General features: G+C 61.0%; 25 protein-coding genes. 14 read left to right on the forward strand and 11 right to left on the reverse strand.

Annotation, left to right across the window (positions count from 1 at the left end):
- The gene (locus M5J09_RS09325; RefSeq protein WP_070524713.1) at nt 1-1,059 is read left to right on the forward strand and encodes an HtaA domain-containing protein; all 1,059 of its coding nucleotides are present in this window, start codon (nt 1-3) and stop codon (nt 1,057-1,059) included.
- A gap of 15 nt (nt 1,060-1,074) precedes the next feature.
- Here M5J09_RS09325 and M5J09_RS09330 read toward each other — a convergent pair whose 3' ends face one another.
- The gene (locus M5J09_RS09330) at nt 1,075-2,250 is read right to left on the reverse strand and encodes a triacylglycerol lipase (protein ID WP_070524711.1); all 1,176 of its coding nucleotides are present in this window, start codon (nt 2,248-2,250) and stop codon (nt 1,075-1,077) included.
- Between the two features lie 348 nt (nt 2,251-2,598).
- On the opposite strand from M5J09_RS09330, the gene M5J09_RS09335 reads away from it, so the two are divergent.
- The 6 genes from M5J09_RS09335 to M5J09_RS09360 all read left to right on the forward strand — a co-directional run bounded on the left by M5J09_RS09335 (nt 2,599) and on the right by M5J09_RS09360 (nt 7,628).
- Nucleotides 2,599-4,008, forward strand: coding sequence for a SulP family inorganic anion transporter (locus M5J09_RS09335; RefSeq protein ID WP_070524759.1), 1,410 nt, complete (start codon nt 2,599-2,601; stop codon nt 4,006-4,008).
- Nucleotides 4,009-4,186: 178 nt separating this feature from the next.
- Entirely contained in the window at nt 4,187-4,849 is a 663-nt protein-coding gene (locus M5J09_RS09340; protein WP_180963879.1) for a heme oxygenase (biliverdin-producing), read from the forward strand.
- Between the two features lie 75 nt (nt 4,850-4,924).
- Nucleotides 4,925-5,758: an HtaA domain-containing protein gene (locus tag M5J09_RS09345; RefSeq protein ID WP_257157661.1), complete on the forward strand. Its 834-nt coding sequence runs from the start codon at nt 4,925-4,927 to the stop codon at nt 5,756-5,758.
- 228 nt (nt 5,759-5,986) lie between these two features.
- Entirely contained in the window at nt 5,987-6,475 is a 489-nt protein-coding gene (locus tag M5J09_RS09350) for a ferritin (protein ID WP_070524707.1), read from the forward strand.
- Nucleotides 6,476-6,604: 129 nt separating this feature from the next.
- Nucleotides 6,605-6,979, forward strand: coding sequence for a hypothetical protein (locus tag M5J09_RS09355; protein ID WP_070524705.1), 375 nt, complete (start codon nt 6,605-6,607; stop codon nt 6,977-6,979).
- A gap of 442 nt (nt 6,980-7,421) precedes the next feature.
- Nucleotides 7,422-7,628, forward strand: coding sequence for an HAD-IA family hydrolase (locus M5J09_RS09360; RefSeq protein ID WP_070524703.1), 207 nt, complete (start codon nt 7,422-7,424; stop codon nt 7,626-7,628).
- On the opposite strand, the gene M5J09_RS09365 is transcribed toward M5J09_RS09360, so the two are convergent.
- The 4 genes from M5J09_RS09365 to M5J09_RS09380 all read right to left on the reverse strand — a co-directional run bounded on the left by M5J09_RS09365 (nt 7,625) and on the right by M5J09_RS09380 (nt 12,871).
- Nucleotides 7,625-8,671 carry an ROK family transcriptional regulator gene (locus M5J09_RS09365; RefSeq protein WP_070532436.1) on the reverse strand — a complete coding sequence of 349 codons (1,047 nt, stop codon included), beginning with the start codon at nt 8,669-8,671 and terminating at the stop codon, nt 7,625-7,627. The genes M5J09_RS09360 and M5J09_RS09365 overlap by 4 nt on opposite strands.
- 19 nt (nt 8,672-8,690) lie before the next feature.
- A protein-coding gene (locus M5J09_RS09370; protein WP_257157662.1) for an IS3 family transposase occupies nt 8,691-9,883 on the reverse strand; the annotation gives its coding sequence in 2 pieces (ribosomal slippage) (nt 8,691-9,604 and nt 9,604-9,883; 1,194 coding nt in all).
- Nucleotides 9,884-9,958: 75 nt separating this feature from the next.
- On the reverse strand, nt 9,959-10,720 hold the full coding sequence (locus M5J09_RS09375) for a VWA domain-containing protein (protein ID WP_257157663.1): 762 nt from the start codon (nt 10,718-10,720) through the stop codon (nt 9,959-9,961).
- A 276-nt stretch (nt 10,721-10,996) separates the two neighbouring features.
- Nucleotides 10,997-12,871, reverse strand: a complete 1,875-nt coding sequence (locus M5J09_RS09380) for a metallophosphoesterase family protein (RefSeq protein WP_257157664.1) — start codon at nt 12,869-12,871, stop codon at nt 10,997-10,999.
- A 222-nt stretch (nt 12,872-13,093) separates the two neighbouring features.
- On the opposite strand from M5J09_RS09380, the gene M5J09_RS09385 reads away from it, so the two are divergent.
- Nucleotides 13,094-14,845, forward strand: a complete 1,752-nt coding sequence (locus M5J09_RS09385; RefSeq protein ID WP_257157665.1) for an alkaline phosphatase — start codon at nt 13,094-13,096, stop codon at nt 14,843-14,845.
- A gap of 30 nt (nt 14,846-14,875) precedes the next feature.
- On the opposite strand, the gene M5J09_RS09390 is transcribed toward M5J09_RS09385, so the two are convergent.
- Nucleotides 14,876-15,319, reverse strand: coding sequence for a DUF1990 domain-containing protein (locus tag M5J09_RS09390; RefSeq protein ID WP_257157666.1), 444 nt, complete (start codon nt 15,317-15,319; stop codon nt 14,876-14,878).
- Between the two features lie 59 nt (nt 15,320-15,378).
- Here M5J09_RS09390 and M5J09_RS09395 point away from each other — a divergent pair, with 59 nt between their 5' ends.
- On the forward strand, nt 15,379-16,584 hold the full coding sequence (locus M5J09_RS09395) for a DUF418 domain-containing protein (protein WP_257157667.1): 1,206 nt from the start codon (nt 15,379-15,381) through the stop codon (nt 16,582-16,584).
- A 7-nt stretch (nt 16,585-16,591) separates the two neighbouring features.
- Here M5J09_RS09395 and M5J09_RS09400 read toward each other — a convergent pair whose 3' ends face one another.
- Nucleotides 16,592-16,900, reverse strand: a complete 309-nt coding sequence (locus tag M5J09_RS09400) for a hypothetical protein (protein WP_257157668.1) — start codon at nt 16,898-16,900, stop codon at nt 16,592-16,594.
- 312 nt (nt 16,901-17,212) lie between these two features.
- Between M5J09_RS09400 and M5J09_RS09405 the strand changes: the two genes are divergently transcribed.
- The 4 genes from M5J09_RS09405 (at nt 17,213) to M5J09_RS09420 (ending at nt 21,543) form a co-directional block, all read left to right on the forward strand.
- Nucleotides 17,213-18,220, forward strand: coding sequence for an ABC transporter substrate-binding protein (locus tag M5J09_RS09405; RefSeq protein ID WP_010189126.1), 1,008 nt, complete (start codon nt 17,213-17,215; stop codon nt 18,218-18,220).
- Between the two features lie 128 nt (nt 18,221-18,348).
- Nucleotides 18,349-18,618 (forward strand): hypothetical protein, encoded by a 270-nt coding sequence (locus tag M5J09_RS09410; RefSeq protein WP_143335455.1) that lies wholly within the window; start codon nt 18,349-18,351, stop codon nt 18,616-18,618.
- 74 nt (nt 18,619-18,692) lie between these two features.
- Nucleotides 18,693-20,789, forward strand: coding sequence for a siderophore-interacting protein (locus M5J09_RS09415; protein ID WP_070597336.1), 2,097 nt, complete (start codon nt 18,693-18,695; stop codon nt 20,787-20,789).
- 367 nt (nt 20,790-21,156) lie between these two features.
- Nucleotides 21,157-21,543 carry a hypothetical protein gene (locus M5J09_RS09420; RefSeq protein ID WP_070596556.1) on the forward strand — a complete coding sequence of 129 codons (387 nt, stop codon included), beginning with the start codon at nt 21,157-21,159 and terminating at the stop codon, nt 21,541-21,543.
- On the opposite strand, the gene M5J09_RS09425 is transcribed toward M5J09_RS09420, so the two are convergent.
- The gene (locus M5J09_RS09425; RefSeq protein ID WP_070684171.1) at nt 21,540-22,445 is read right to left on the reverse strand and encodes a hypothetical protein; all 906 of its coding nucleotides are present in this window, start codon (nt 22,443-22,445) and stop codon (nt 21,540-21,542) included. The genes M5J09_RS09420 and M5J09_RS09425 overlap by 4 nt on opposite strands.
- A gap of 13 nt (nt 22,446-22,458) precedes the next feature.
- Here M5J09_RS09425 and M5J09_RS09430 point away from each other — a divergent pair, with 13 nt between their 5' ends.
- The gene (locus tag M5J09_RS09430) at nt 22,459-22,656 is read left to right on the forward strand and encodes a hypothetical protein (RefSeq protein WP_257157669.1); all 198 of its coding nucleotides are present in this window, start codon (nt 22,459-22,461) and stop codon (nt 22,654-22,656) included.
- A gap of 163 nt (nt 22,657-22,819) precedes the next feature.
- Here the strand turns inward: M5J09_RS09430 and M5J09_RS09435 are convergent, their stop codons facing one another.
- The 3 genes from M5J09_RS09435 to M5J09_RS09445 form a co-directional block, all read right to left on the reverse strand.
- Complete coding sequence (locus M5J09_RS09435; RefSeq protein ID WP_070596553.1) at nt 22,820-23,536, reverse strand: DUF4232 domain-containing protein; 717 nt, start codon at nt 23,534-23,536, stop codon at nt 22,820-22,822.
- Nucleotides 23,537-23,732: 196 nt separating this feature from the next.
- Nucleotides 23,733-24,515 carry an ABC transporter ATP-binding protein gene (locus M5J09_RS09440; RefSeq protein WP_010189119.1) on the reverse strand — a complete coding sequence of 261 codons (783 nt, stop codon included), beginning with the start codon at nt 24,513-24,515 and terminating at the stop codon, nt 23,733-23,735.
- Nucleotides 24,515-25,426 (reverse strand): iron-siderophore ABC transporter substrate-binding protein, encoded by a 912-nt coding sequence (locus M5J09_RS09445; RefSeq protein ID WP_070684175.1) that lies wholly within the window; start codon nt 25,424-25,426, stop codon nt 24,515-24,517. The genes M5J09_RS09440 and M5J09_RS09445 overlap by 1 nt, the downstream gene beginning before the upstream one ends.
- Between the last annotated feature and the right edge of the window lie 2 nt (nt 25,427-25,428).

A 25,428-nucleotide genomic window follows, 5' to 3' on the forward strand; every position in this document is an offset into this window, starting at 1 on the left:
ATGCGTATTGTCTCTTCTTCTCTCGCGCTGGCGCTGACCGCCTCGGCGCTGACCGTTCCGGCAGCCTTTGCTGCCGATGCCCCCACCTGCGCCCCTGGCCAGACCCTGGAGACCCGCATTGTCTCCGGAACTGTGAATTGGGGCATCAAGGAATCTTTCCGCAACTACATCACCGGCCCCATCGCGAGGGGTGGGTGGACCACGTCCGGCGCGGTAACGCAGGACGAGGGTAACAAAGGCGGAGCAGACTTTCAGTTCCACTTCGAGGTGGATCCTTCTGCGTCCTCGGTGAGCCTGGGCGAAGACGGCACCGTCACGAAAGCCGATATTCGAACCAAGGATTCGACGCTGGAGTTTGAGGGCCACCACGGTGCGCTGTACACCAAGATGCTCTCGCCTTATGTCCTCACGGAGGCAGGGCAGGCAAAGGCGGGCACGTCCTACGAGGGCTACTACGTGCCGGGCAAGGGCATGACGGAATACACCCCGGAGGACCGCACGGAAGAAAACAAGAAGTCGGGCACGGATACCTTCGCTGAGGGCAATGCCGCATGGTCGAAGGACGGCGATATGCTCACGCTGAATGCGACCGACGTGACGTACAAGCCGAAGGCGGGTACCTACTACGATCGCGAGTCGAAGATCCAGCACATCGAGGGTATCGACGTGATCTTCATGGGCATGTACAACGAGAGCTACAAGCCGGAACTTGATGATGCACAGGTGACCTTGAAGACCGCGTCCGAGTGTGTGGGTCCTGCCGATGAGGGCACCGAGACCACCCCAGGGGAGCAGGACGAGCCGGGCCGCGACGAGCAGGGCAAGGACCAGGCAGGAGACCAAGGAAAGACTCCTGAGAAGGACCCAGAGAAGAAGCCGGAAAAGGGGCGGGATCAGAACCAAGGCGGCACGGATAACAAGGGCGAAGAAGGCTCTTCTTTTTCCAACGTGTGGAATATCGTGTTGGCGCTGACCGCTCTGGGCGGCATGTTTGCGGTCATCGGCGGCGCCATCGTGCAGTCCGGCGTTCTTAATCCCCTGCTGGCGCGCCTGCGTTAGCGAACCTGCACGGGTCTATTCCGAGTCGGCGTGACCCGCGTTGGCAAGGGCGTGGCTTTGGGCGTCGTGAGGATTGTCCAGGGTGGGGGAGAGCTGTTTGAGCACCGTGCGCACGATGGCGCGCACGCGCTTGTCCATGGGCATATCCATGTGTGAGACGACGGCGCGTTTGTCGACGTCTTGCACATAGACATTGCGCACCGTTCCGTCGGGAGTGTCGCCGGGATCCAAGAAACAGGTTTCCGGCGGCACGACGATGGAGTCTTGCTTAGTGGCCACGCACGTGTAGCTCACACCGGGGGCCAGGTCACCGTTGCGGTTGAGCTCCTCCAGCGTCGCGCTGCCCACGATTTGTTCCATGCCGGCTGGGCCGAAGTAAGCGTCGATGATGGAGCGCATGACGTGTTCTTGGCGGCGGCTGGAAATCAACGAGCTGACGATTCCACCTTGGGTGGTGCCGTGGTTGGGCGCCGACAGGCAGATGATGTGGCGCACGCGGTCCACCGCATCGTGGTTATGCATCCAGTAGCGGGCGACGATACCGACTTGAGAGTGTCCGATGAGCACGACCTGTTCCGCGCCGGTGACGGCTTGGACCGCGTCGATATACGCGCCGACCTGATCGGCGGAGGCGGCGATGGGGCCGGTGGCGCGGGCGCCATAGTCCGGTGCGAACACGGTCCAGCCGTCCTCGCGCAGCTCGGAGCCGAGCAGCTGCCATACGCCTTTCGTATCCGTCGTCCCGTGGATGAGAATGATGGGCCATGGGTGGTCTTCATCCGGGCGCGCTGCCCAGTCGTCTTCGAAAACGCCGCGTGGCTTCAGGCGTGCGCCGAGCGGTAGCGATGCCAGGCGTGCCGCGGTCTCTGCCTCGTGGTCGTCGCCTGCGGACCCGCGTGGATGGCGAAAGTCGAGGTCGAAGAAGCTGCGGCGCTCGGCACGCAATAGCTCGGCGATTTCGTCGGCCACTTCCTCGCGCAAGGCGTTAGCGGGCGCAGGGGTGGTAATGCCGTGGCGCGGAGAGTCTGAAACTTGTTCCGCCGCCGGTGTCTCCGGCAGGCCTTCGGTGGCGTCGTAGCTGACGGAAGGGGGAGTCGGGTCTGAACGCCAGAACCGCCCGAGTCCCTCGGAGATGAGGGTTTCGAGTTCTTTGAGCGGTTCTTTGAACGAATCTGTTGCCATAACTCTCATCCTATTTCGTGCCGCGATACATTAATTTTTCGGAATTATTAGTGGTAACGGTGATATTTCGCGGGATCGCGGGAGAAAGTTCTCGTTCCCCCTTGACCATCCAACTAAAGGTTTATAAACTAAGCCTTGCCTAATCACGGGCGGTTGCTTACTAGGAAGGTCGCGCTCCACTTCCTTCTCACGGTAAGTGCCGAAAGATTAGTCATGGGGAGAAGGCCCGTCAGCGCGCAGCTGACGGGCCTTCGTTTATCTCTGGAAGTGGTAGTTGGGGGACGAGCCCAAATTCCTGCGCCTACCGGCGTGCTCGCGAGCTTTCGCTACGTCTTTTCTTCCCCCGCGCGCCTGCGCATGGAAGTCTTCGGCGGCCTCGCCGTCGCCCTCGCGCTTATCCCCGAGGTCTTAAGCTTTTCGATCCTGGCGGGGCTGGATCCACGCGTTGGACTCTTCGCGTCCGTCATCATGGCAATCTCCATCTCCTTTACTGGTGGTCGTCCTGCCATGATCTCCGCCGCGGCCGGCTCGGTCGCGTTGGTCATTGCTCCCTTGTCTGCCTCCCACGGTCTGCAGTACGTCCTCGCGGCGGTGCTGCTGGCGGGAGTCCTGCAGATCGTTCTCGCTTTCCTCGGGGTCGCCAAGCTCATGCGTTTTATCCCGCGCTCCGTTATGACTGGCTTCGTCAACGCGTTGGGCATCATGATGTTTACCGCGCAGCTGCCGCACCTCATGCACGTCCCGTGGATTGTCTATCCCCTCGTGGCGCTCGGTGTGGTCATCATGCTTCTGTGGCCGAGGCTCACGGAGGTCGTCCCCGCCCCGCTCATCACGATCCTCGTCATCACAGTGCTCGTCGTCGTCTTCCGCTGGGACATTCCGGACGTCGCGGACCAAGGCGAGCTACCCACGAGCCTGCCGGGCTTCGTTTTCCCTGACGTGCCGCTCACGCTCGACACGCTCACGCTCATCGGCCCGTACGCGGTAGGCGTGGCCCTCGTCGGCCTCATGGAGTCGCTGCTCACAGCCAAACTTGTCGACGACATTACGGACAGCCACTCGGATAAAACGCGCGAGTCCCTCGGTCAGGGTATTGGCAACGTCCTTGCGGCGAGCATCGGCGGCATGGGCGTGTGTGCGATGATTGGCCAGACGATGATTGGCGTCAAAGCTTCTGGTGCTCGCACGCGCCTGTCGAGCCTGCTCGCTGGCATCTTCCTCCTCATTCTCATCCTTGTGTTGGGCGATACCGTGGGTGCGATTCCCATGACTGCGCTTGTCGCCGTCATGATCCTCGTCGCCGCGGACACGGTGGATTGGCACTCGGTGCGCACCATCCACCGCATGCCGCTGTCGGAAACGCTGGTCATGCTCGTGACGGTTGTGGGGACATTGGTTACTCACAACCTGGCGGTCGGCGTCATCGCCGGCGTGCTCACGGCCATGATTGCGTTCGCGCGTCGCGTCGCGCACCTCACCCAGGTCGAGCTCGTTGCTTCCGATGCCACCCGCGCCGCGTACCGCGTCACCGGCCAGCTTTTCTTTGCTTCGTCCAACGACCTTGTCTATTCCTTTGACTACACGCTGGGAGTCTCTGAGGTCGATATCGACATGTCGGCTGCGCAGGTATGGGATGCCTCGACTGTGGCGACGCTGGATGCGGTGCGTGAGAAATACGCGCAGCGCGGCGTGACCGTGGATATTCGGGGTCTTGATCCGGTCAGTCAGCAGCGCCTCGACCGGCTCTCGGGCAATTTGGGGGACTAAAACCTGGGGGAGAGATGTGCGCTGAGCATGGGGGTGCGACGATTAGTCATACTTTCGGTCGAATATGCGTCACTGTGGGCATGAAGTATGGCATAGGTCTTGATATGTAAGGCTTGCCTTGTTTAGACTATCCACATTAAGGTTAGGCAAGCGTTACTTAATCAGGAGGAATTTGGCCATGACCGTTGCCATGACCACGACGCCGCTTTCGCAGATGCTGCGTGAGGAAACCGCGCGAGCGCACGCCAGCGCAGAGGGCTCAGATTTTATGACCCGCTTGATGGCGGGTGAGCTCAGCGCAGAGGCACTCGCCACCTTTACTGGGCAGTTGTGGTTTATCTATGAGGCGCTTGAGCGCGCGGTCCGCACGGTAGCGGATACTCGCATCGCCGGAGCGGTGGCCGACCCCCGGTTGGAACGCCGCGATGCGCTGGAACTCGACCTCGCGGAAATGTACGGCCCGCAGTGGCGCGACGAGGTGCGTATCCTTCCCGCCACCGCACGCTACGTCGCGCGCCTGGAATCGCTCGATACGCCGGGATCGGAGCCCCGGGTCGTTGCTCACCACTACGTGCGCTACCTTGGCGATATCTCGGGTGGGCAGGTTATTGCCGCGCGCCTGGGGGCTCTCTACGGTATCGACCCGGATGCGCTCAATTTCTATAACTTCGCGGCGATTGGCAAGATTCCGCCCTACCGCAGCGCGTACCGCAAGGCGCTCGACGAGCTCGCGCTTTCTGATGCCCAGCGTGCCGCTCTCATCGCCGAGGCACAGGCCGCCTTCGCGTGTAACTCGGCAGTCTTCGCCGAGCTAGCGAAGCTGTATCCGGGCGCAGCGTAGCGCCGGGTTCACTATTTCCTCTCTTCCCCCTTCTTGTTTTATCTGTATTTCTAAAGTGACCTGGAGGTCTGTCGCGTGAAGAAAATCTCTTCTGCTTCTCTCGCATCTGCTCTTATCGTCTCTGCAATGGCTGTTCCGGCTACTGCTGCAACGCAGGACCTGACGGCGGGTACATTCGCCTGGCCCATCAAGACCTCATTTATGGAGCATCTTGCTGGCCCAATGGCAGCTGGCCGTTGGACGACCACGGATGGGGCGACGTATAAGGACAATCAGCTGCTCTTTCCGGTCAACGTCGCTGAGACGACGTTAGATGCGGACGGCAACGGCACCATCGTCCTTGACGGTTCGGCGCATATCGTGGCCTACAAAGGCCTGGGCGCGGGCGGCTCGGCCGGCCTCGATCTCACCTACTCAGATCTCAAGCTGCAGGTGCAAGGCACGAAGGTCGAGCTCGTTGGAGACTACGTTTTGTCCGGGGATCCGGGCGATAAGGGCGCGCAGGTCGACAGGGATGGCGATGATGACGTGCTGGTCACGTTCACCCTCGATGCCCCCATCGCGGTTGGGACCGATGTGAGCGCGCAGGATCGCCAGGCCACCGCGGGTGCAGGCCTGGAGGGCTCGCTACTGCGCTATAAGGAAGGTCAGATACTTGAGGGCGGCGACGTTGATCTCGTGCTGGACTTCGCTGATGGCAAGGATGCCGGGGTAGTCGAGGGGCATAAGTCGACGGGACTTGCCCGGGCTTCCGCGCAGTTGGGAACGCTGAGCTCGGAGGAACCGTCGAGCGAGGGTATCGGCATCCTCGTGGGGGTGATTGCGGGCGTTGTGGCGCTCGTGGGTACCGCGGTGGCAGGGATGCCTTTGGTGCTTGATGCGCTCAAGCGGGCGGGCATCCGACTCTAGTTCGATTGCTTCCGTTTGTGTGGATTCGGGCGTTGATCAGGTTGCGGTAACTTAGGTTACCGTGACCAAAATTGTCTTTGGCCTGCATGTTTGGGAACCCTAACCTAGCTAGCGGCATTTTTGAATATCTGTATTATGGGAGACTATACCGCCGGAAACCCGTTGGATAGCCGTCGGAAAAGACAGAAATTTACCTATTGAACAGGTACCGAAAGGCAAGGATATTCAATGAACGAGAAGCTGCAGAGCCTGCTGAACGCACAGGTTATTAACGAGCACGGCGCCGCCCTCATCTACACCCAGCTGGCCTACGAGATGGATGATCTTTCCTTCCCGGGCATGCGTGACTGGTTCTACGCTCAGGCTGCGGAGGAGCGCGAGCACGCTCAGAAGTTTGCCAACCACCTCCTCGCACGCGGTTACCGCGTGGAGCTCACCGATGTCCCGGTTCCGTCTGTGAAGGCCGCGACCCCGCTCGACGCTTTCGAGGCTGCCTACGCACACGAGCAGAAGGTCTCCGAGCAGATCCGCGAGATCGCTCGTACCGCTGATGAGGTGAAGGACCTTGAGTCCCGCCAGATCGTGAACTGGTTCCTCGACGAGCAGATTGAGGAAGAGGACACCGTCACCGAGATTATTGACCAGATCAAGCTCGTGGGCAACGATGGCTCCGGCCTCCTGCGCATCGACGCCACTCTGGGCTCCCGCGCAAAGTAGTCACGCGTGGCCATCAAGGCCTAGCTAATACACAAAGGTCAAGGGACAGTGACCATGCGGTAACAAACCCATCAAGATTGTCCTAATATCTCCCACCAACCCCATGGTTGGTGGGAGACTGCGTTTTATATGTCTATGAAGCAGAAAACCTGGACCGTGGTCGTGCTCCTCGCGCTCGCCGTCGCCTTGGGCGTCGGCATGGCGTTGAGCAGTACGCACGTTGCGCTCGGCACTTTTCTGCTTGGTGCGGCACTCATGCTGGGGCCCTTCGCGGGGGCGGGTCTCTTTCTTTTTGCTGCGCTCATCGCGGTGAGCCTGCCGCAGAAGTCCATTGCGTCAGTCGGCGGCGCGCTCGTGCTTGCCGCCGTGGGCTTGGTGATCTTCACGCCGCTCGGCATCATTCCGGACGCCATTGTGCCGCTGTATGCAGGAGGCGCGGCGCTGGGTGCCGTGGCGGTGCTGCTCGTGCCCACGGGGCTGCCCGGACGCTTGTTCCGTTTCTAGAACTCTGTCGTTTTGGGACGAGTCTGCGCGGCTTTCCGTAGTCTGGATGTATGTCGACGTATCTTTTCGATTTCTACGGAGTCTTGCTCCGTCATCGCCCACCGGAGCCGAAGGAGGCGCTGCTACGTCTCGTCGGTGCCGAGGATCCGGCCGCTTTTTGGACGGCGTATAACGAATTGCGCCCGGCCTATGACGCGGGCGTGGTGAGCGACGAACGCTGGTGGCGCCAGATGCAGGTGCGCCTAGGCCTTCCGGACTTCGATATCTCTGAGGCCGTCGCTCAGGACTTCGAGCCGTGTACGGCGCCGGACCTCGACGTCGTGGGGTCGCCCAGGAGTTGCTTGGCGCGGGCAATGCGGTGGGCGTGCTGTCCAATATTCCGGTGGGACTCGGTCGTATGGTGCGCGAGCGCAACGACTCGTGACTCAAGGAATTCACCGCCGTGGTGCTCAGTGGCGAGATTGGCGTGGTCAAGCCCGACAAGCGGGCCTTCGACGTGGCGATGGACGCGTTGGGTGCGAGTGCGAAAGACACACTCTTTATTGATGACACCCAGGGCAACGTCGACGCAGCACGGGCGGCAGGGCTGCGCGGGTATCTCTACGACGGCAACCTTGCCGAACTGCGTGCGGAGTGCGGGCTGGCCTAGGCGGCGCGCACCTTCGCGGTGTTCAGCTCAAGCGGCGTGCGCAGGAGCGGGTCGAGCGCGACGGCGCGGGCGATGGAGCGGACGATCTCCTTGTGGTTGGGGATCATGCGCAGCTCCGTCGCGGACGCGAGATCGGGGTCGAGCTCGCCGCGTGCGGCCGAGGCAAAGAGCTTCGGCGCGGTGGGCACGTCGTAGAAGGCGGAGCCGGCGATGACCACGGTGTCGGGGCGGTGGGCATCGATAAGCTGGGCCGTAAGGCGGCCGAGGTCGGAGGCGCGCTGGGCAAGGACCGAGGGGGCATCGGCAGCCTCAGCGAGACGGGGCGCAAGCGCGGCGTTGACGAGGGTGTCGCGTGGGTCGGCGCCGTCGAACTGTGGGAGCTCGATGGAGGCAACGCCGTCCTCATCGGACAGGGCGGCGCCAATCGAGTCATCCGCGAAGAGGACGAGCGTGCGGGCTTCGTCGCCGAGAGGAGCGGCCTGCGTCTCCGAAGCGAGGATGGCGGGCACGGCCGGGGTGACAGTGACGGGGACGCCGAACTGGAAGTCGAGGCGTCCTGCGATATCCATGCCGTCCCAGCCGAGGTTGGCCGCGTGGACCTTGCCTTCTTCGTCGACGGAGCCGGAGGTGGTCACGCCGACGGAAACGAGTGTGCGGTCGACACCGGTGGTGAGCCGGTTGACGCCAGCGATGACGTGCTCGACGAAGTCATCGGGGCTGAGCTTCGAGACCGGGGTGGGAACGTTGTCTTCGCGGATAATGCGGCCGCGGGTGTCGTAGAGGCCGATATACGTCGAGGTGGTGCCGACCGCGATGCCGGAAAGGAGCCAGCCGTTATCGGAGGCCTCGAGCGGAACCGTGGGGCGGCCGCGACCTTGGGAGCGGGTGAGGTCCGTGCGCTCTTGGATGAGGCCGGCCTTGAGGAGAGCGGCGGTGGCGCGGGTGATGGTGGGCTGGGACAGTCCGGTGGCCTCCACGAGCTCGCTGCGCGTGATGATGGGATTGAGGCGTACGAGGTGGAGACGGGCCTGACCCCCGGACAGTGGACACGTCGGGGGTTAGCTATGCTGCTTGGGTCAGTGTAGCTGATGTGAGTGCTTCGAAGTCATCGGGGGCTAGAAGGTTGCACCAGGAATGCCGTCTGCGCGTGTTGTAGCGCATGCACCATCGAAAGACTTCTTGGCGGCAGACGATGGGATTGTCAAAGACTTTCCGATCACGCAGGACTTCACGCTTTAAGGTGGCGTTAAATGATTCTGCCAGGGCATTATCAGCACTCGTTCCCACCGCTCCCATGGATTGGCGAACACCAAGCTGGGTGCAGTGGTCCCTAAAGGCTTGTGAGGTGTACATACTGCCGTGATCGGAATGGAATACAGCCCCGTCAAGACTGCCACGCACACCGTGCGCGTGGGCTAGTGCATCGACGACCAGTGACACTCGCATGTGGTCTGCGATCGCATAACCTGCAAGTTTCCGTGAATACGTGTCAATGACTGTGGCCAAATACATGTTCTTGCCACCCTTACAGGGCGGGTAGGTAAATTCGCCAAGATAAACGCGGTTCGGCTCGTTGGCTGTGAATGTACGGCCTACTAAGTCCGGCATGACACGGTGGCCAGGCTTGCGCCTGGTAGTGACACATCGGCGGCGCTTGGTAAAGCCTTTAAGTCCCATGGATTTCATGATGCGTGCGACCTTCTTGTGGTTGATCGGAGGAAAGTCCGTATCGTCGTTGAGGCTTGCAGCGATGCGTTTAGCACCATAAAGCCCGTGCTCATCATCGAAGATGGTTGTAATTCTCGCACCAATAAGGGCATCGGAACACATCTTTAACCTGCGCTTTTCACGGGTTTGGACCCATTTATAGAACGAGGAGCGATTGAGCTTTAAAACGTGGCACATCCGCTTGACCGAGTATTCGGTTCGGTGGTCATAGACAAACTGGAAGCGGATCACCAGCGTGTCTCTTCGGCAAAATATTTAGCAGCTTTACGTAGAATATCGCGTTCTTCGCGCAGCTTCGCGTTTTCTTTTTCCAGCTGGCGGATTCGCTCAGAATCAGTCGCCGCTTGGGCTTTATCATGCACGGCTCTAATGCGGGCACGCTTTCCGGTGCCGTACTTGGTGACCCAAGAATGCAGCGAGGCACGGTTGATACCGAGCTCTGCTGATGCTGCGTTCAGCGAGAGGTCCTCATTGTTTTCATAGAGGGCCACAGCATCGCGTTTGAACTGTTCGGAGTACCTGGACATGGTGGTAGATTACCTTTCTTCCCAGCCCGACTGGGCTGGAATGAAAGGTGTCCACCAAAAAGGGGTCAGGCCCAATCACCACGCGCTCGCCTTCAGCAATGGGGTAGTGAAGAAGGTAGTGGATTCAGCTGAGTGCCCTTTGCCCTCCGTCGGAAGAAGAGTGGTGGAGAAGGCCTCTACGTCACGGTCTACCGTGGCCGGGGAACCTTCGGTTTCGCCGCCTTCGATCTCCTCTAAGTCTGACTCGTAGGCGTTGAAGGTGCGCGGTGCTGCGCGGCTAAGCTCCTTGGCCAAGCTATCGGCGTCGGAGGCGTCGGCATAGGTGCCGCCGGTGGCGTCGGCAATGCACTGCAGTTCCTGCTGAGCCTCGGGCTCAACGTTGAAGCCGACGGTGTTGATGACCAGGTCGATACCCTGTTCCTTGAGTTCCTTCGCCACATCGCAGACCGGTGGCGGGGTACATGTCGCAACGCCATCCGAGACCAAGATGATGCTGCGCTGGCCTTCCTTTGGAAGCTCAGCCGCGGCCTTGCGCAGAGATTCACCGATGGGCGTAAAGCCGCGCGGTTGGAGGCCATCCATGTGGCCAATCATCTTCTCAGAATTGCCGGCCTCGGGTGGCGTTACCACGGTGATGTCCTGGCAACCGGCAGCTTCATCTTCAGGAGCCTCGCCGGTGTTCCCACCGTAGGTGACAAGTCCCAGAGGGGCGTCGTCCCCGGCTTCGGTGATGAAGGTGCGGGCGGCATCTTTGGCGGCGTCGATGCGGGTCTGGCCGCCGGCATCGTTGGTGATCATGGAACCGGAGGAATCGAAGACCACCATGGTCGGGGCCATGTCACTAGAAGCAGTGGGGAGCTCGGCACGGAGCTACTAGTGGAGGTTGAGCGTGAATCTTCGGCGGTGGCGGTGAGGGGAAAGAGAACGCTTACGACGGAGAGAGCGACTGCTGCGAGGAAAAGAATCGCCGTGAGCAATGGTTTTGGTATGAAACGTGACTTTGTGTGCATGTGAGTTAAATTACACACAGGAGGCGATCTGCGCTTGGGAACGGGGAATACAGGGGGATTAACCCCCGTGCATTCCGTTTCCGTTTGCGTGTTTTAGGGGGCCTTAGAACAACCGGGTATACATCCGGTAAAGCGAGTCGAGCATGCTCTGAATGTTGTTGCGGACCGGGCTGTTCGGGTCCAGCGCCGCCACACCGCCGGCGACAATCAGCGCGCTGATGGCCCCCAACAGGAAGCCAATCATGCCGCCGCGAGAGGACGAGCACGAATCATCCGAGGACCCATCGGAGGAGCCTGCCGAGCTTGCCGACGCCCCCGCAGAGCCCTCGTCACAGTTCTCATCCGGCTTGGCTGGCTCACCTGGCTTGGCTGGCTTGGAGGGATCCGAAGGCTCGGAGGGCTCGGCAGTTTTGGTAGTGGTAATGGTCGTCGGCACCTTGGTGGTGATGGTCTTTTCCTCAGTGGTGGGCACCATCGAGGTCACTGTCTTGGTGGTCTTCTCCGCTGGGAGCGTGGTGGTCACCGTGGTGGGGACCTCTTTGGTTTCCGTGGTGGTCACGGTGGTCGGTACCTCCGTGGTGACGACCTCAGTTGTGGTCGCCGGTGCCGGGGTCGTCGGCTTCTCTTCGCGCGGGTCCGCAATGGCGTGGTCGTTGTTCTTCAGCGTGACCTTGTCCACCAAGTTCGGGTTGTTGGCGTTGTAGGTGCGGAAGGTGAGCTCATCACCGGTCACATCGACGACCATGTAGTCCTCGTCGTAGTCCTGGCGCCAGATCGCCGTGGACTCGTGCGGCAGAGCAGGGTCCATGTTTTCCATGCGGGCATTGGGGTACTTCTTCCCGTCCTCACCCTGGAAGTCATAGAACTTGCCGCCGCCCGCCGAGGTGGTGGTGATGTAGAGGACCTCACCGTCATTGGGGGCGAGGACGTCGCCACGCTTCGCAGGAGCCTTCACCGGCTCAAGGCCGTTCATGAGATGGGTACGGGTGTAGATGTGATCGTGGCCGCTGAGTACGGCATCGACGTCCAGTTCGGACATGACCGGAGCGAGCTTTTCACGGAGCTTGGTTACATCGCCATCGGTGTAGTGGGTGCCTTGAGAGAAGAAGGCGTGGTGCATGCCCACGATGATCCAGTCATTGAAAGCTCCGCGGTTTTCAATGGTCTTACGCATGAACTCCGCATGGCGCTCAATGTCCGCGTCACTGCTGGCGTTGGTGTCGAGCCCAAGGAAGAGAACGTTGTTGCGCTCAAAGTAGAAATCCCGCAGGTCTGGCTCCTGATTCGGGTTGATGAAGTGCTCATCGTAGTGCTTCATTGCCAGGTCTGACGGGTACGTCTCGTGATTGCCCGGCAGTGCGTTGGTGGGAATGTTTCGAATCTCCGGTGAGGAGAAGTAGCCGTCGTACTGCGCGATCGTCGCGCCCCAGCCCTCAACCTGGTCACCGAGGGACCAGATCATGCTGGCTTGAGGGGCGTCGGCAACCGCGTTGCCGATGGTCTTGTTCCACTGCTCGGTCTGACCCTTGATGTCGGCATCGACTCCAATCTGCGCGTCAGAAACCGTGACGAAGCTCCAGTCCTGGCCAAAGCTGCCGGTGTTAAAGGTTTCAGGCTCGGACCAGCCGCCCTCCTCGGAGCCGACGCGGTAGGTGTACTCGGTGTTTTCCTTTAGACCCGTAGCGGTGGCGTAGTTGGACACGTAGGCAATAGCGCCACCGTCCTTTTCCTCTGCTTCAAAGGTCTGGGAGCCGCCTGGGCCGGTGACCTCGAGGACTTCCTTGTCTGCCGGGCCCTGGGTGCGCCACGAGACAATGACGGAGCTTTCCTTGCTTCCCGGTTGGAGCACCATCCGGGAAATGGGGCTAGTTTGAGCGGTAGCCAGAACGGGAACGCTTACCTGTGAGGTGAAGACAAGAGCGGCCGCGGTCATGGTGGCTACGCCAGCGGAGGCGGGAGAAAAACTAAAACGCTTCATTATTGCTTTGTGTGCCTTTTGCGATGAATATCGGAAGTTGAATGTGAGAGTGTTTCTCTGCTGAGAAAACAGAGAAACAGACATGACCTAGTCACAGAAACATCTCAAGGTGAACCTTCGGTTAAGCAGAATAGAAATCTGTGGAACATGCCCCCGGTATAGGGGATATCACGCGCTGTTTCGCGTTGAAATAGCAGTTTTGGTGAGCTTATGTTTAGCCCCATGTCCCACGAATTCGGGTCCACAGATACCCCAGACTCTTCAGAATCTTTAAGAAACTCTCGCGCTATCCGCTTTAATCGACGCACCGCGCTGCGTTGGGGCGCCGTTGGTGCATCCACCGCGGCCGCTGGCTATGGGCTGTCGGCAGCAACTGCCCAGCACGGCACCCCGCGCCAGGCCCCGTTGGAAGCGTATAACCAGTACACCGGCGCCCAGCTGCCTTTCCTCCACGGCGTTGCGTCTGGTGATCCGCTGCCCACCTCGGTGGTGCTGTGGACCCGCGTCACCCCGGACCGGGATGCCCTGCCTGGTTCTGGCATGGGAGACGACGTTCACGTGGCATGGGAGATTGCTACAGATGAGGCGATGGCTTCCGTGGTGGCACACGGTCAAGAGGTTGCCTCCGCGGAGCACGACCATACCGTTCACGTAGATCCCTTTGGCCTGAACCCGGACACCGTGTACTACTACCGCTTCCAGGTGACCTCGGGTGAGCATAGCGGGGCGTATTCGCCCGTGGGCAGGACGAAAACTGCGCCGGCTGTCGACGCCCAGGTAGACAACCTGAAATTCGCCGTGGCCTCGTGCGCCAACTACGAATCGGGCTTCTTTAACGCCTACAAAGACATGGCGGAGCGTGGACGCTCCGGGGAGCTTGACTTCGTGGTCTTCCTTGGGGATTACATCTACGAATATCCCACGGGGGAGTACGTGGGCAAGAGTGGCGTGGCACGTGAGCACCACCCCGTATGGGAGATCGTCACGCTGGAGGACTACCGCATTCGCTACGGCCGCTACCGCACCGACGAGCACCTGCAGGCTGCGCATGCTGCGGCCCCGTGGGTCGTGGTGTGGGACGACCACGAGACAGCCAACAACTCCTGGCGCGAGGGCGCCGAAAACCACACACCTGGGTTTGCAGAGGGCGAGTGGTCCCGCCGCTGGAACGACGCCTTGCAGGCTTATTACGAATGGATGCCGCTGCGTCAAAAGCAGCTGAGCGAGGGCGGTAAGCTTTACCGCAACCTGCGCTTCGGCTCCCTCATGGAGCTCACCATGATGGACCTGCGTACCTACCGCGATCAGGAAACCACCGCCGCTAACTTCGGGGACCCGAATCGAACCATCGTGGGCAACGAGCAGTTGCAGTGGCTGCGGGACACTATTTCGATGTCGGACGCCACGTGGATGGTGATGGGCAATTCCGTGATGATGGCTCCCATGCGCCTGTTGACCATTCCCGGTAATGACGCGGCCAATGAGGGCTTGCGCTTTGTCAAGGGCAATACTTCTGGCTTTGCCGTGAATTCGGATCAGTGGGATGGATACGCCGCCGACCGTGACCGTGTGCTTGAGGCTCTTGATGCTCGCGAGGGTAACTCCTTCTTCATTACCGGTGATATTCACTCGGAATGGGCCAACGACATCTACCTGCACGATAAGCGCGTGGCCTGTGAGCTGGTGACTACCTCAATTACGGCGCCCAATGTCGACGAAATCCTCACCACCTACACAGGCACCTACCACGGGGAGGACAACTCGACTTCGTTGCTCATTGAGGACGCAATCAAGGACGCCAATCCGTGGGTAAAGCACTTGGACTATGACTCCCACGGCTATGCCGTCGCGCACCTCTTTGCCGATCACGTGGACATGCACTACTACCGCGTGTCTGATGTTGAAGCTGAAGATGCTTCGGTAGCGCTGGCGGTGAGCAAGGCCTGGAATCCTAAGGACGGATTCACCGCCTAGCCACCATCCGCCGGCGGGCGCTGCGGGGGATCAGTCCAGCGCCCTGAGGTAAAAGAAGCGAATCAGCGCGCGCCGGGGAATATCGAGCAGCGGGCGCAGGAAGGGGAGGTGGGCGGGTTGGGAGGAGGCGTCGACAAGCAGCAGCGTGCGCCCATCCCGTAGGCGCTCCAGGGTAAAGGTCTCCTCGCCGCGCTCAATATGGCCGGGAAGGGTGCCGTAGGTAAAGCCACACCGGCCCTCCTCGCGGAAGACATCCACCACCCGGCAGCGAAACTCCCACGGCCCCATCCCGAGGCCGACCTCAGCGCCTTCCTCCACCGTGGCGTGACTGGGCCGTACCCGGAAAAGACCGCTACGCTGCAGGCCCCAGCGGAAGAGTTTGTCCGCGGCATCATCGAATTCAGCGTCGATGACGCGGGACATGTGCAGCTGCGGGAAGCCTTCGGTGGAGGAGTACGACAGTGGCTCAGGCATGGGGCTTAGCCTAGTCAAACCGCCCTTAGATGATGCTTGAGAAGAGTAAAATAGGGTGTATGCAGGAGAAACGACAACGACTTATCGTTCCTGACTTAGCGCGCGGCACGGCGCTTTTGGGGATCGCCATGGCGAACGCCGTGCAGAGCTGGGTAGTCAATGATTGGTCGATAGGTCCCAGCTCCACCCTGGGCGGTGTGCGCCCCGATAGCGCCCTGGACACCGTGGCCGCGGTGTTCACCGGCATGTTTGTACGTGTGCGAGGCCTGCCCATGTTCTGCATGCTGTTGGGATTCGGCATTGGTCTCATTGCTGCGAGCCTGCAGCGTAAGGGCTACACCATTAAAGAATCGCGGCGCGTACTCATCCGCCGCTACGGGCTGCTGGCAGTTTTCGGTCTGGCGCATGGCTTCGCGCTTTTCGACGGTGACATCATGCTGGTCTATGGCCTCATCGGCATCGCTTTGGCTTGGTGCTTTACGCTTTCGACGCGCACGCTGCGGCGCATTGCCTACTGGTTCTTTGGCGGCTATGCGGTTTTCGCCGGCTCGGGCGCGGTGGGAGCCTATTTTGGTTACTTCAATCCTCTGCCCAACTCGCGTCCGATGACCGGTGATCTTGTCACATTCGGTGACTATTTCGCCCGCAACCTGCGCGGTGAGGTTGCTGCTCTGGGGCAGATCCCCATCACATTTGTGGGGCTGGTAGGCGTTTTACTCATCGGATATATCTGGGCGCGGGAGGGCGTGCTTGCAAACGTTTCTGCGCACCGCCGAACCTTGGTCACCTGGGTTGTTATTGCAGGTATGGTCATTGTCTTTGTTGGTCTTCCGTGGGGGCTTGCGGCCGCTGGTGTTGTGTCAACCGAATTGGAACCGGTGTTCTTGATGCTGAACCAAGCTTTTGGCTTTCTTACGGGTCCTGGCATTCTGGCGGTTTTGGCACTGCTCACGGAGAAACTCAACAATCGCGTTCCTGGGTGGGCCTTTGCTTTCGTGGCGTTGGGCAAGCGCTCTATGTCGGGCTACATTGCGCAATCGGTTTTGTTTATTGTTCTTGTCACCCCAGCCGGCTTCGGACTAGGTGCGGATGCTTCGGTGAGCGGCAAGCTTGGAATCGGTCTGCTGGTCTTTGTCCTTACGCTGCTGCTCGCTGCTCTGCTTGAGGCTTGGGGCAAACCTGGCCCGTTCGAGTGGGCGCATCGCCGGCTGGCGTACGGCCCAACGTGTCGTATTGAGCCTAAGTCGGCTCTCGGGTCGGCCTGATGTTGGTCTAAGCGGCTGCTTCCTCACACAGGAGCCAACTGCAGAGCTCCTTTTGGGCGCGGTCGACGCCTCCGGAGTAGCTTTCCTCGAGCTCCAGCTTGACGCCATCAAAAATGCGCTCTGAGATGAGTTCCGCGCGCTCTCTGCTCAGCTTCCCCTGCAGCTCATCGAGGGGCACCTTGAGCTCCGTATACGGGTTCGGACGAAAGTACCATGACCGCATGTCGTCGGCGTAGACGACGATAATCGTCTTCGTCATCTGCGATTCCAGCACAACATTTCCAAATACCAGTGACGTCAGCGTCTTCGATTCCATGGCCGCGATTGTAGGCCTGTGTAATGGAATATACGAGGCTTCATTTTTGGAGGCGTTCCGATATATTTTGTCAACCTCGCGGGTGTCTTAATCGGGGTTGATGTTTCAGCCGGGGCCGTTTGGACGTGTTGTTGTCGGACATGGCTTCAGCTCTGCAGGCATTGCCGCTGAGCAGTAATGGGAAGCTGGATCGTCGTGCCCTCCCCGATCCAAATTAAGTTAAAAAGTCTCGGATTACCCTTGTTAGCCTACCCTGGGTGATGGTAGCCTTACCTAACCTTGTTCGTTTAGTGAAATGGAAACCCATTCAGGATGAAGAACTCAATCGTTGTCCGTGCGCTCAGTCTCGCCGTGCTCTCCACTACCCTGATGTTGGGAGCCTGCAGCTCCGATACAGATGGCAAGGCGGAAAATACTTCCTCAGGCGCAAACTCCGCAGCGAATTCCGGTGATAATGCCTCCGAAGTCACCATCAAGCACGCCAGGGGGGAAGACACATACCCCGTAAACCCCGAGCGCGTCGTTGCCATTGGTCCAGCCATCGACAACCTGCTGGCTATGGGCATCAAGCCCTCCGCCGTGGTGGTGTCTGCTAAGGACATGAATGCCCCGTGGCGCGACGGCAAGTTGGACGGCGTGGAGATTATCAAGCAGACCGATTTCAAGACTCTGCCGAAGGAAGAGATCGCTGCCGCTGCTCCGGATTTCATCGTCGGGGACTACTGGACGATCTCCGAGGATAACTACACACAGCTCTCCGAGATCGCGCCCACTCTGGGTGGTATTGGCACCGAGGGTGAGGGGATCGGCTGGAAGTCGCAGCTGAAGGAGCTCGGCAAGATCTTCAACAAGGAAGATAAAGCTCAAGAAGTCATCGACCAGGATGAGAAGGTCTTCACCGATGCGAAGTCCGAGCTGCCGAATATCGAGGGTAAGACCGGTGTGGTCTCCCAGTTCGCTCAGGGATCCTTTGGAGCTGTGGCCGACCCGAAGGACCCAGGAGCCTCTTTCATCTACGACCTGGGTATGAAATTCCCGGAACCTCTGACCGACGGCTCTATTGAGGTAAAGCAGGGGCGCGTGACTCTGTCGCCAGAAAACGTCTCCGCCCTGGCTGCGGACTTCATGGTGATCTATAACCGCACCGGTGACATCGCGGAGGTGGAGAAGATCCCGGGCTACTCAGACCTGCCGCAGGTCAAGTCCGGCGCCACCCTGGCGGGTAACGAGGCTGTGGTTGCCGGCCTGAACACGCCGACCTCCCTGTCCCGTGCATGGGTATTGGAGCAGGTCAAGCCTACCTTGAAAAAGCTCTCTTAGTCTCTTTTTCTCCAGCACCCCTCGCGAGTGTGTCGCCCGGTGTGGCAGCGTGGGGTGTTTTCTTATGCCCTTTCTTGTTCGCTCACTCGCCTCCCCGCTGCCGCCCGCCGACCCGCAAGGAACTTTGCTTGTCTTCTGCGCAGTGGGATCCGGCTGCTGCGTGGAGGCGCCGTCCGGGGGCGTATCCGGTGCGGGTGAGCGAACTTGAACTTACGCATGCGCAGCTGGTGAAAGTCGATGGCTGGAAGAACGTTTTTCAGCAGTGGGCACCGCGGTGCTGGACAAGAGTTCGGCTGACCGGCCAGCACCCGAGGCGAGAGGCATCGACCCTGCGCATGCCGACCAACCGCATGCCGATCCACCGCACTGACCCGCTACACACCGTCCCAATCCACTAAACCAACCCACATACTGACCCTACGCACACCGACTCACCGCACACCGCCAACCCAGAAACGAGAAAGGAATGACCATGGCGAGGAATAGCCGAGACAGGGAAATCTACCCCATTACGATCCGCGAACTGCAGGTCGATGACATCGAGGACATCACACCAGGGATGCGTCGCATTACTCTGACGGGCGAACAACTACGCGCCCATAGTGCGTTCGGCGTAGACGCACCACCGCTAGTCAGCGATGGTTTCGACGACGATATCCGCATCATCTTCCCAGACCCGGCCACCGGGGAGCGCCCTCACCCCATCACACGGGAGGACGCGACGGTGCTATGGCAAGAGGAAGTCAAAGATCTGTTTCGGACATATACCGTCCGTTCATTCGACGCCTCCCAGGGCCGTCTCGTCGTAGACTTCGCGCGGCATGGCCAAGGCCTGGCCGAGGACTGGTCCGCACGAGCTCGACCGGGAGATCCCCTGTATATCGCAGGGCCGAAGTCTTGCGCAGCGCTGCCCACCCACACTCCGTGGCTACTGATGGTGGGCGACGAGACGGCGCTGCCGGCGATTGCTCGCTGTATAGAGTCTTTGCCCGCCGGGTATAGGGCAGTGGCGATTATTGAGGTAGCCACGCGGGCACATGTCCAGCGACTGGAGTTCGAAGCACAGGTGGACATTCACTGGCAGGTGCGAGACGAGGGCGGGGACTTCGTGGCGAAAGCTACCGAGTTGTACGGAGAACACCCAGAGTGGGCGGCCGAGCCCGCTGCGATGCCCTATGTATGGGCTGCGGGAGAGGCCGGGCGATTGAAGGCGATCCGACGCTGGGTTCGAGCTCTGGGGATTCCGCGGGAAAACGTGGAGATTACGGGGTACTGGCGCGCAATGGCACCGGCGCAATCGGAAGCAGGGGCGACGGCTACGCAGGCTGAGAGTGCGGGGCAGGTTACGGGCACTCCGTTGCAGGGCGACAGTGAGGGGGCGGAGACAGGGGCTGTGACGAGCTACCGTAATGCGCTGGTTGAGCTGCATGAACTCACCGAAATGGGGTCGGCGATTCTTGTGCGCCAAGCCGTAGGGATGGGGATTTTCGGCCTGATTGATGAGGGCGCGGATCGAGTGGATCAACTGGCCGAAGCAACTGGTGTGCAGCAGGAGCTGGCTCTCCGGATTGCGCGTTACCTGGAGGCAGTGGGGTTAGTGACGTTGTCGGCGGATGTAGCACTGGATAGCTCATCGGAGGATGTGGCGGACCAACGGGCGGTTCGAATCGGCCTCACTGCGCTGGGCAGCGAGTTGGCAAACCCGGATTCTCCAGTAAGGGATTGGATTACCGGGCCGGCGGCCGCCAAGACCGCAGCACTTGGCCGGCTAGGGCAGGCACTGCAGAATCCGGCTGATACCGGCGAGCACCGCTGGGACTACATTGTGCAAACCCAGCCACAACTGGCCGTGGAGGAACACGAACAGGCGGCCTCCAGTGCTCAGTGGTCGGCCCCGGCCGCAGCGGAGATTCTGAGCAGCAAGCTACTAGCGCGACAGGATGCTGGCTCGCTTCGATGCGCGGTGGGAGGTCCGGCCGCGGCGGTGTATGCGGATGAGATTCTACGTAAGATACCGCAGGCAAACGCCGTGGTGTTGGGGTCGTTTTCGGAGGCAGAGGATGACGCAAGGATCTCAGTAGGCGCAGCAACTGCAGCGATGACGGAGCCTGGGGCCAGCGCAGAGGAGGTTATGCTGCGCGATATTGCTCCACGCCGCCGGGATCGTGCTCGCTATAGTGCACTGCACGCTCCAACGGTTGGGCGTAGCGGTGGGGATGCGCGCCGGGCGGATTGGGCTGGCACAGTGGCTACTTTGTGCGAGCAGGTAGATGCTGTGGTGCTGGTTGATCCGTGGCGACGTTGGCCAACTATAGAGTTGCAGCAGCTGGTAGCTGCCGTACTACGTTCTGGGGCGCAGCTGTTCCTGGTGACCCCAGTGTTGCAGGAAAGTGGGGCCGAGGATCATGACTACCAGGAAGATTTATCACGCCTCGTTCTGTATGGATCGCAGCTGCCCACGGCCCGTGTGATTGCGAAGCACCTGGCTGCCGTGGGTGCGGTAGTGCGTTCGAAGCAGCCGGTGGGGTGGAGTGCCCAGCTGTTCGAGGTGGGGAGGGGAGGTAGGTAACTGCCGGTGGTCGGGCGAAGCGTGTGGAGGAGCGGCGGACGTTCGGTGGTTTGCTAAACCGTTTCTAAAGTGCCCCCTGTCGGCCGGGATCCCCCCTTCCGCTGGGAGCCTTCCTATCGGCTGGGGTCCCACCCCTTCGGCTGGGAGCGCCTGTCGGCTGGCCCCTAGCGGCTGAGCTGCCTCCATATCGGCAGCCACACACCCCCCCGAAATAATTAACTTAGCCTATCCTTTATCTAGTTAGGCTGCCCCATGCGGGGTAGACGCGGTAGACGTGATTGACGCGCGCTCGAGGATCGATCAACACCCCGTGCGTCCGATGGCCTTCACCGCACCCCAATGAGCTCCCTACACGTTAGGCTTCTATATGTTTCGAAACAATTCGCTGACCCGTCGCGCGGCAATGAAGACGGCCGCTGTCTTAGCAGCATCCACTCTCGTCCTTTCCGGTTGCTCCCGAGGCGAGGATTCCTCGGCGTCAAATATTGAGGGCAATGAGAACGAGCGCATCGCCGCAGTTGGCCTAGGAGACAGCGATACCTTGCTCGCGCTAGGTATCCAGCCTGTTTGGCAGCAACACGCACATCGGGAAAACGTTGTCATCAACTCGGGCGCGCGTTTCCAGGATCAAGGTGGCATCCACAAAGGGGAGCATGCGGTCGTGGCCGCGGGCACGGTGGTGACCAAGGACGTCGCGCTGCGCACTATTGCGGGCGGGGTGTCGGCCCGTTACTTGCGCGACATCGAGGGCTAATCCGCGCGGGCAGAGGACGTTGCCGCCGAGCGCATGGTACCCGCCTCCAGGTCATCCTCGTTGAAGAAGTCGAGGACGCCGTCCTCGAAGACGTAGGCGCCGTCGGGGAAGTAGAGGGTCAGAGTGCCGTCTTTGAGCTCCGCCTGGATGGGGTGACCCAAGGTGCCGGCCTCGTAAGTGCCGTCGCCGACCTTTTCAAATTTCTTGTCGGACAGGAAGTCTTTGGAGTCGTCTCTGAAGGTGGCGAGGTCGACTTCCGTTTCGCCATGGGTTTTGAGGAAGTAGTTGCTTGGTCCGTTCATGGCTTCCGCGGGGGAAAACTCACCGTCGAGGAAGTCGCATTCACTTTCGCTGATGGAGAAGCGGCAGCGGACGGGGCCGCTATTGGTGTCGAATTCGTAGAACTCGTCGAGGTCGGCCGGATCGACGGCGTCGTTCAGATGGGTGAGGTCGATTCCGATGTGGTGTTTGTCTTCTGCGTTGAGCTCGGTCTTGAGTGCTCCGAAGTCCATCGCGGTAAATGTCACGCTCACTGGCTTGCCTGCCTCATGTGCGGGAGTATCGCCCGTAGTGAAACTTACGGAGTCGCTGCCAATGGTGAAGTCGAAGCCGTCGCCGGAGAAGTACCCATTGCTGTCATTGAGCGGGTGGCCCCAGTTGAAAACGATGGAGAAGACCACTTGTTCGCCCTCGTAGTTGCCGGAGGCAATGATGTAGCTCAGGGGCTCGCACGCATCGAAAGAATCTTGGGTGACTTTGAAGTCTTTGAGAGGTGCTCCGCGTTCAGGCTCCTCCGTCAACAGGAAATGAACGATGGCCGTTGGTGCTTCGCCTTTGTCAACGAATTCGCCGACTCCGGAGTCGGCGACTCCGGCGTTCGGGTCGCAGCTTTCTTCGGCCAAGGATACGGGCCAGTTGCGTGTCGATGCCGCCCTGCTCGACGTAGCTGGGCTGGTGCTGCTGCGAGTCGCGCGTGAGGAAGTGCTCGAGGTCGCTGGTGGGTTGGAGGCAGACTCGGTCGCCGCGCTCAAGTCAGGTGCCACTGCGGATTCCGACGGGGCTGCCTCGCGCCGAGTGTCGGGGGGAGCAGGACGCAACGAGCGCGGCTGCTGATGCCGCCGCTACTGCGGCACGCGCGGTGCGTTGGGGGCAGGAGGACAGGGAGAGTGGTCATGGTGTATGTCCTTCGTCCGAGGGGCGAACTCGTGGCCGAGACTAACGAAGCGCGAAGCCGAGTCCTATCACCGGCTGGAAATTGTTAGGAGATCGAAATGATTTACGGGGAGAGCTGAGTGATGGGCTGGACAGACAAGATGTCGACCTCGCCCGCGCAGGCCTGCAGGCCCGGCACTGCGACATAGAGGCTGTCGGTGTTTTCGGGCGGATAGATCCGCAGGCCATCGGCGTCCTGCGGTTGGCAGGCCGCCGCGTCGAGCAATCCCACGTTGGTGATCTTGAGCCCCGTGCGGGCCTGGGCCCCTGGCGCCAGCGTCACGGTGGCAGCTTCGGTGCCGGTCTCACGCAGCGCGGCGGGGCCTAGTTGAGTGCCGTCGTTGCTGGTGACGGCGGAGACGCCGGGGAAGCCCGTGAGGGTGCACTCCTCGTCAGAGGTATTGGTCAGCACGATGTCGACGAGTCGGGAGCCAGCGGCTCCCTGTTCGTTGGTGATCTCGGTGGAGAGCTGGGAGGTGGCGCAGGCGCCCTCGGGCAAGGGCGGGATAGTGGAGGATGCTGGGGCTGGTGCGGTGCCGGACGCGCCGGGAGCGGCCCCGGAAGCAACGTCGTCGGCCGTGGCGGTATCGGCGGCGTCAGCACCGCCAGTACCGCCAGCACCGACAGTGCCGTCGGCGGCATCGTCACCCGCAGGGGCGTCGGCCGAGTGAACGACGGTGGTCGTGACTGCCGACGGTGCCGCAGAGTCCTCCTCGCTGGCGGAACACGCGGCGAGTGGCAGCAGCAGGCTGAGGGACAGGAGTGCGCGCAGATTCTTCATACCCACAGGGTAGTTTCACAGCACGACGGGGACTAGAGATTACTGGTCACGAGTCTGTTAAGTCTTTGCTAGCAATGAGCAACGATTCGCAGAATGTGTCACACAGTGTGCAGTAGCCGTCCTGTGACTGAAAGCGTGAACATGATGAACTCCCGCTGCCTTTCCCATGATCGAAAAACGCAGGGAACGACGGGGCTTATGGGCGCTCCGGCACGATGAGCGGCCCGCCGGTGACGGGGTCCTCGATGACGCGGGAGTCCAGTCCGAAGACGTCGCGCAGGGCCTGCGGCGTGATGGTGGACTCGGGCGAGCCCAGGGCCGTGACGGAGCCGTCCTTCATGAGGACGAGGTTGTCCGAGTAGCGGGCGGCTAGGTTGAGATCGTGGAGCACCATGACGATGGTCTTGCCCTGTTCCTTATTGAGCGTGGAGACGAGCTCGAGGACGTCGATGGAGTGCGCCAGGTCCAGGTAGGTGGTGGGCTCGTCGAGGAAGACGATGTCGGTGTCCTGAGCCAGGACCATGGCTATCCACACGCGCTGGCGCTGGCCGCCGGACAGGGAGTCCACGGGGCGGTCGCGCAGCTGAAAGACGTTGGTGAGCGCCATGGCCTCGTCCACGGCGGCGGAGTGGGAGGCGGACCACTGCTGCAGCCAGGACTGGTGCGGGTGCCTGCCGCGGGCCACGAGGTCTGCGACGGTGACGCCGGCAGGGGTGATGGGGGACTGGGGGAGCATCGACAAGCGCGTGGCTAGCTCCCGGGAGGAGTAGTCACCCAGCTTCTTCCCGTCGAGGGTGACGGAGCCCGCCGACAGTGGGAGCAAGTGGGACAGGCCGCGCAGGAGGGTCGACTTGCCGCAGCCGTTGGCGCCGATGAGCGTGGTGACCTGGCCGTCGGGGATGTCGAGTGTGACGTCGCGGCTGATGACGGTATCGCCATAACCGACGGAGACGGAGTGCGCGGAAAGTCGAGCGTTCATTACCTGATGTTGTCCTTCAGACCCTGGAGGATGATGGTGGCCGAGAGCAGGGACGCGTTCATGTACCAGGACTCGTAGTCCACGGACACGGCCTGGTTGGCCTGCACTGCCTTGAGAGAGTGCCATGTGGCGGCCTGCGAGGGGTCGGCGGCGCCGGCGTTGACGCCGTAGAAGATCCAGTCGGCGTCGGCCTCGGAGAGCTGCTCGGCGGAGATGTCCTGGCCAGCCTTCTCAATCTGCTTTTGGTTGGCGGGGCGGGGCAGGCCGGCATCGGCGGCCACGGAGCCCGCCATGGAGTTGACCCCGTAGAGCTGGAACTGGTCTTCCTTGGAACGCAGGAAGGAGACGGTGGGCTTGGAGGATAGGCCCTCGCCCCAGGCTTTGGCGTTGGACTCGTACTCGGCCAGGAGGGGCTCGGCGGAGTCCTTCTTGCCCACGGCCTCGGCGATGGTGAGGAGGTCCTGCTTCCAGTTCTCGCCGCCGCCCTTACCGGTGACGACGGGCGCGATGGCCTTGAGCTGCTCCAGGATGGCCTCGTCCGTACGCGAGTTAGCGCAGATGAGGGTGGGCTTCAGGGAGGCGATGGTCTCCAGATCCGGGTTGGCGCGTAGGCCGCAGTCCGCGATGGAGTCCAGATCGAAGTCGGAGCCGAAGCGGTTGCGGATGTAGTCCGGGACGACGCCCAGGTTCTTGGCCTTGGCCGCGCCCACCGGGAGAATGCGCAGCATGAGGAGGTTGTCCAGCTGGCCGGTGTTGAGCGCGATCACGCGCTGGTGCTGCTCGGCGGCGCTGGACGATGCCGCGGAGGTGGCCGCCTGCTCGCTCGGCGCAGTCTCCTGTTTGGAGCAGGCCGCAGCGAAGGCGGCGACGCCGAGGCCAGCGGTGATCTTGAGGAAGTTACGTCGTTGCATGG

The sequence above is a fragment of the Corynebacterium sp. BF-R-2 genome (assembly GCF_024586525.1).
Classification (GTDB): Bacteria; Actinomycetota; Actinomycetes; order Mycobacteriales; family Mycobacteriaceae; genus Corynebacterium; species Corynebacterium singulare.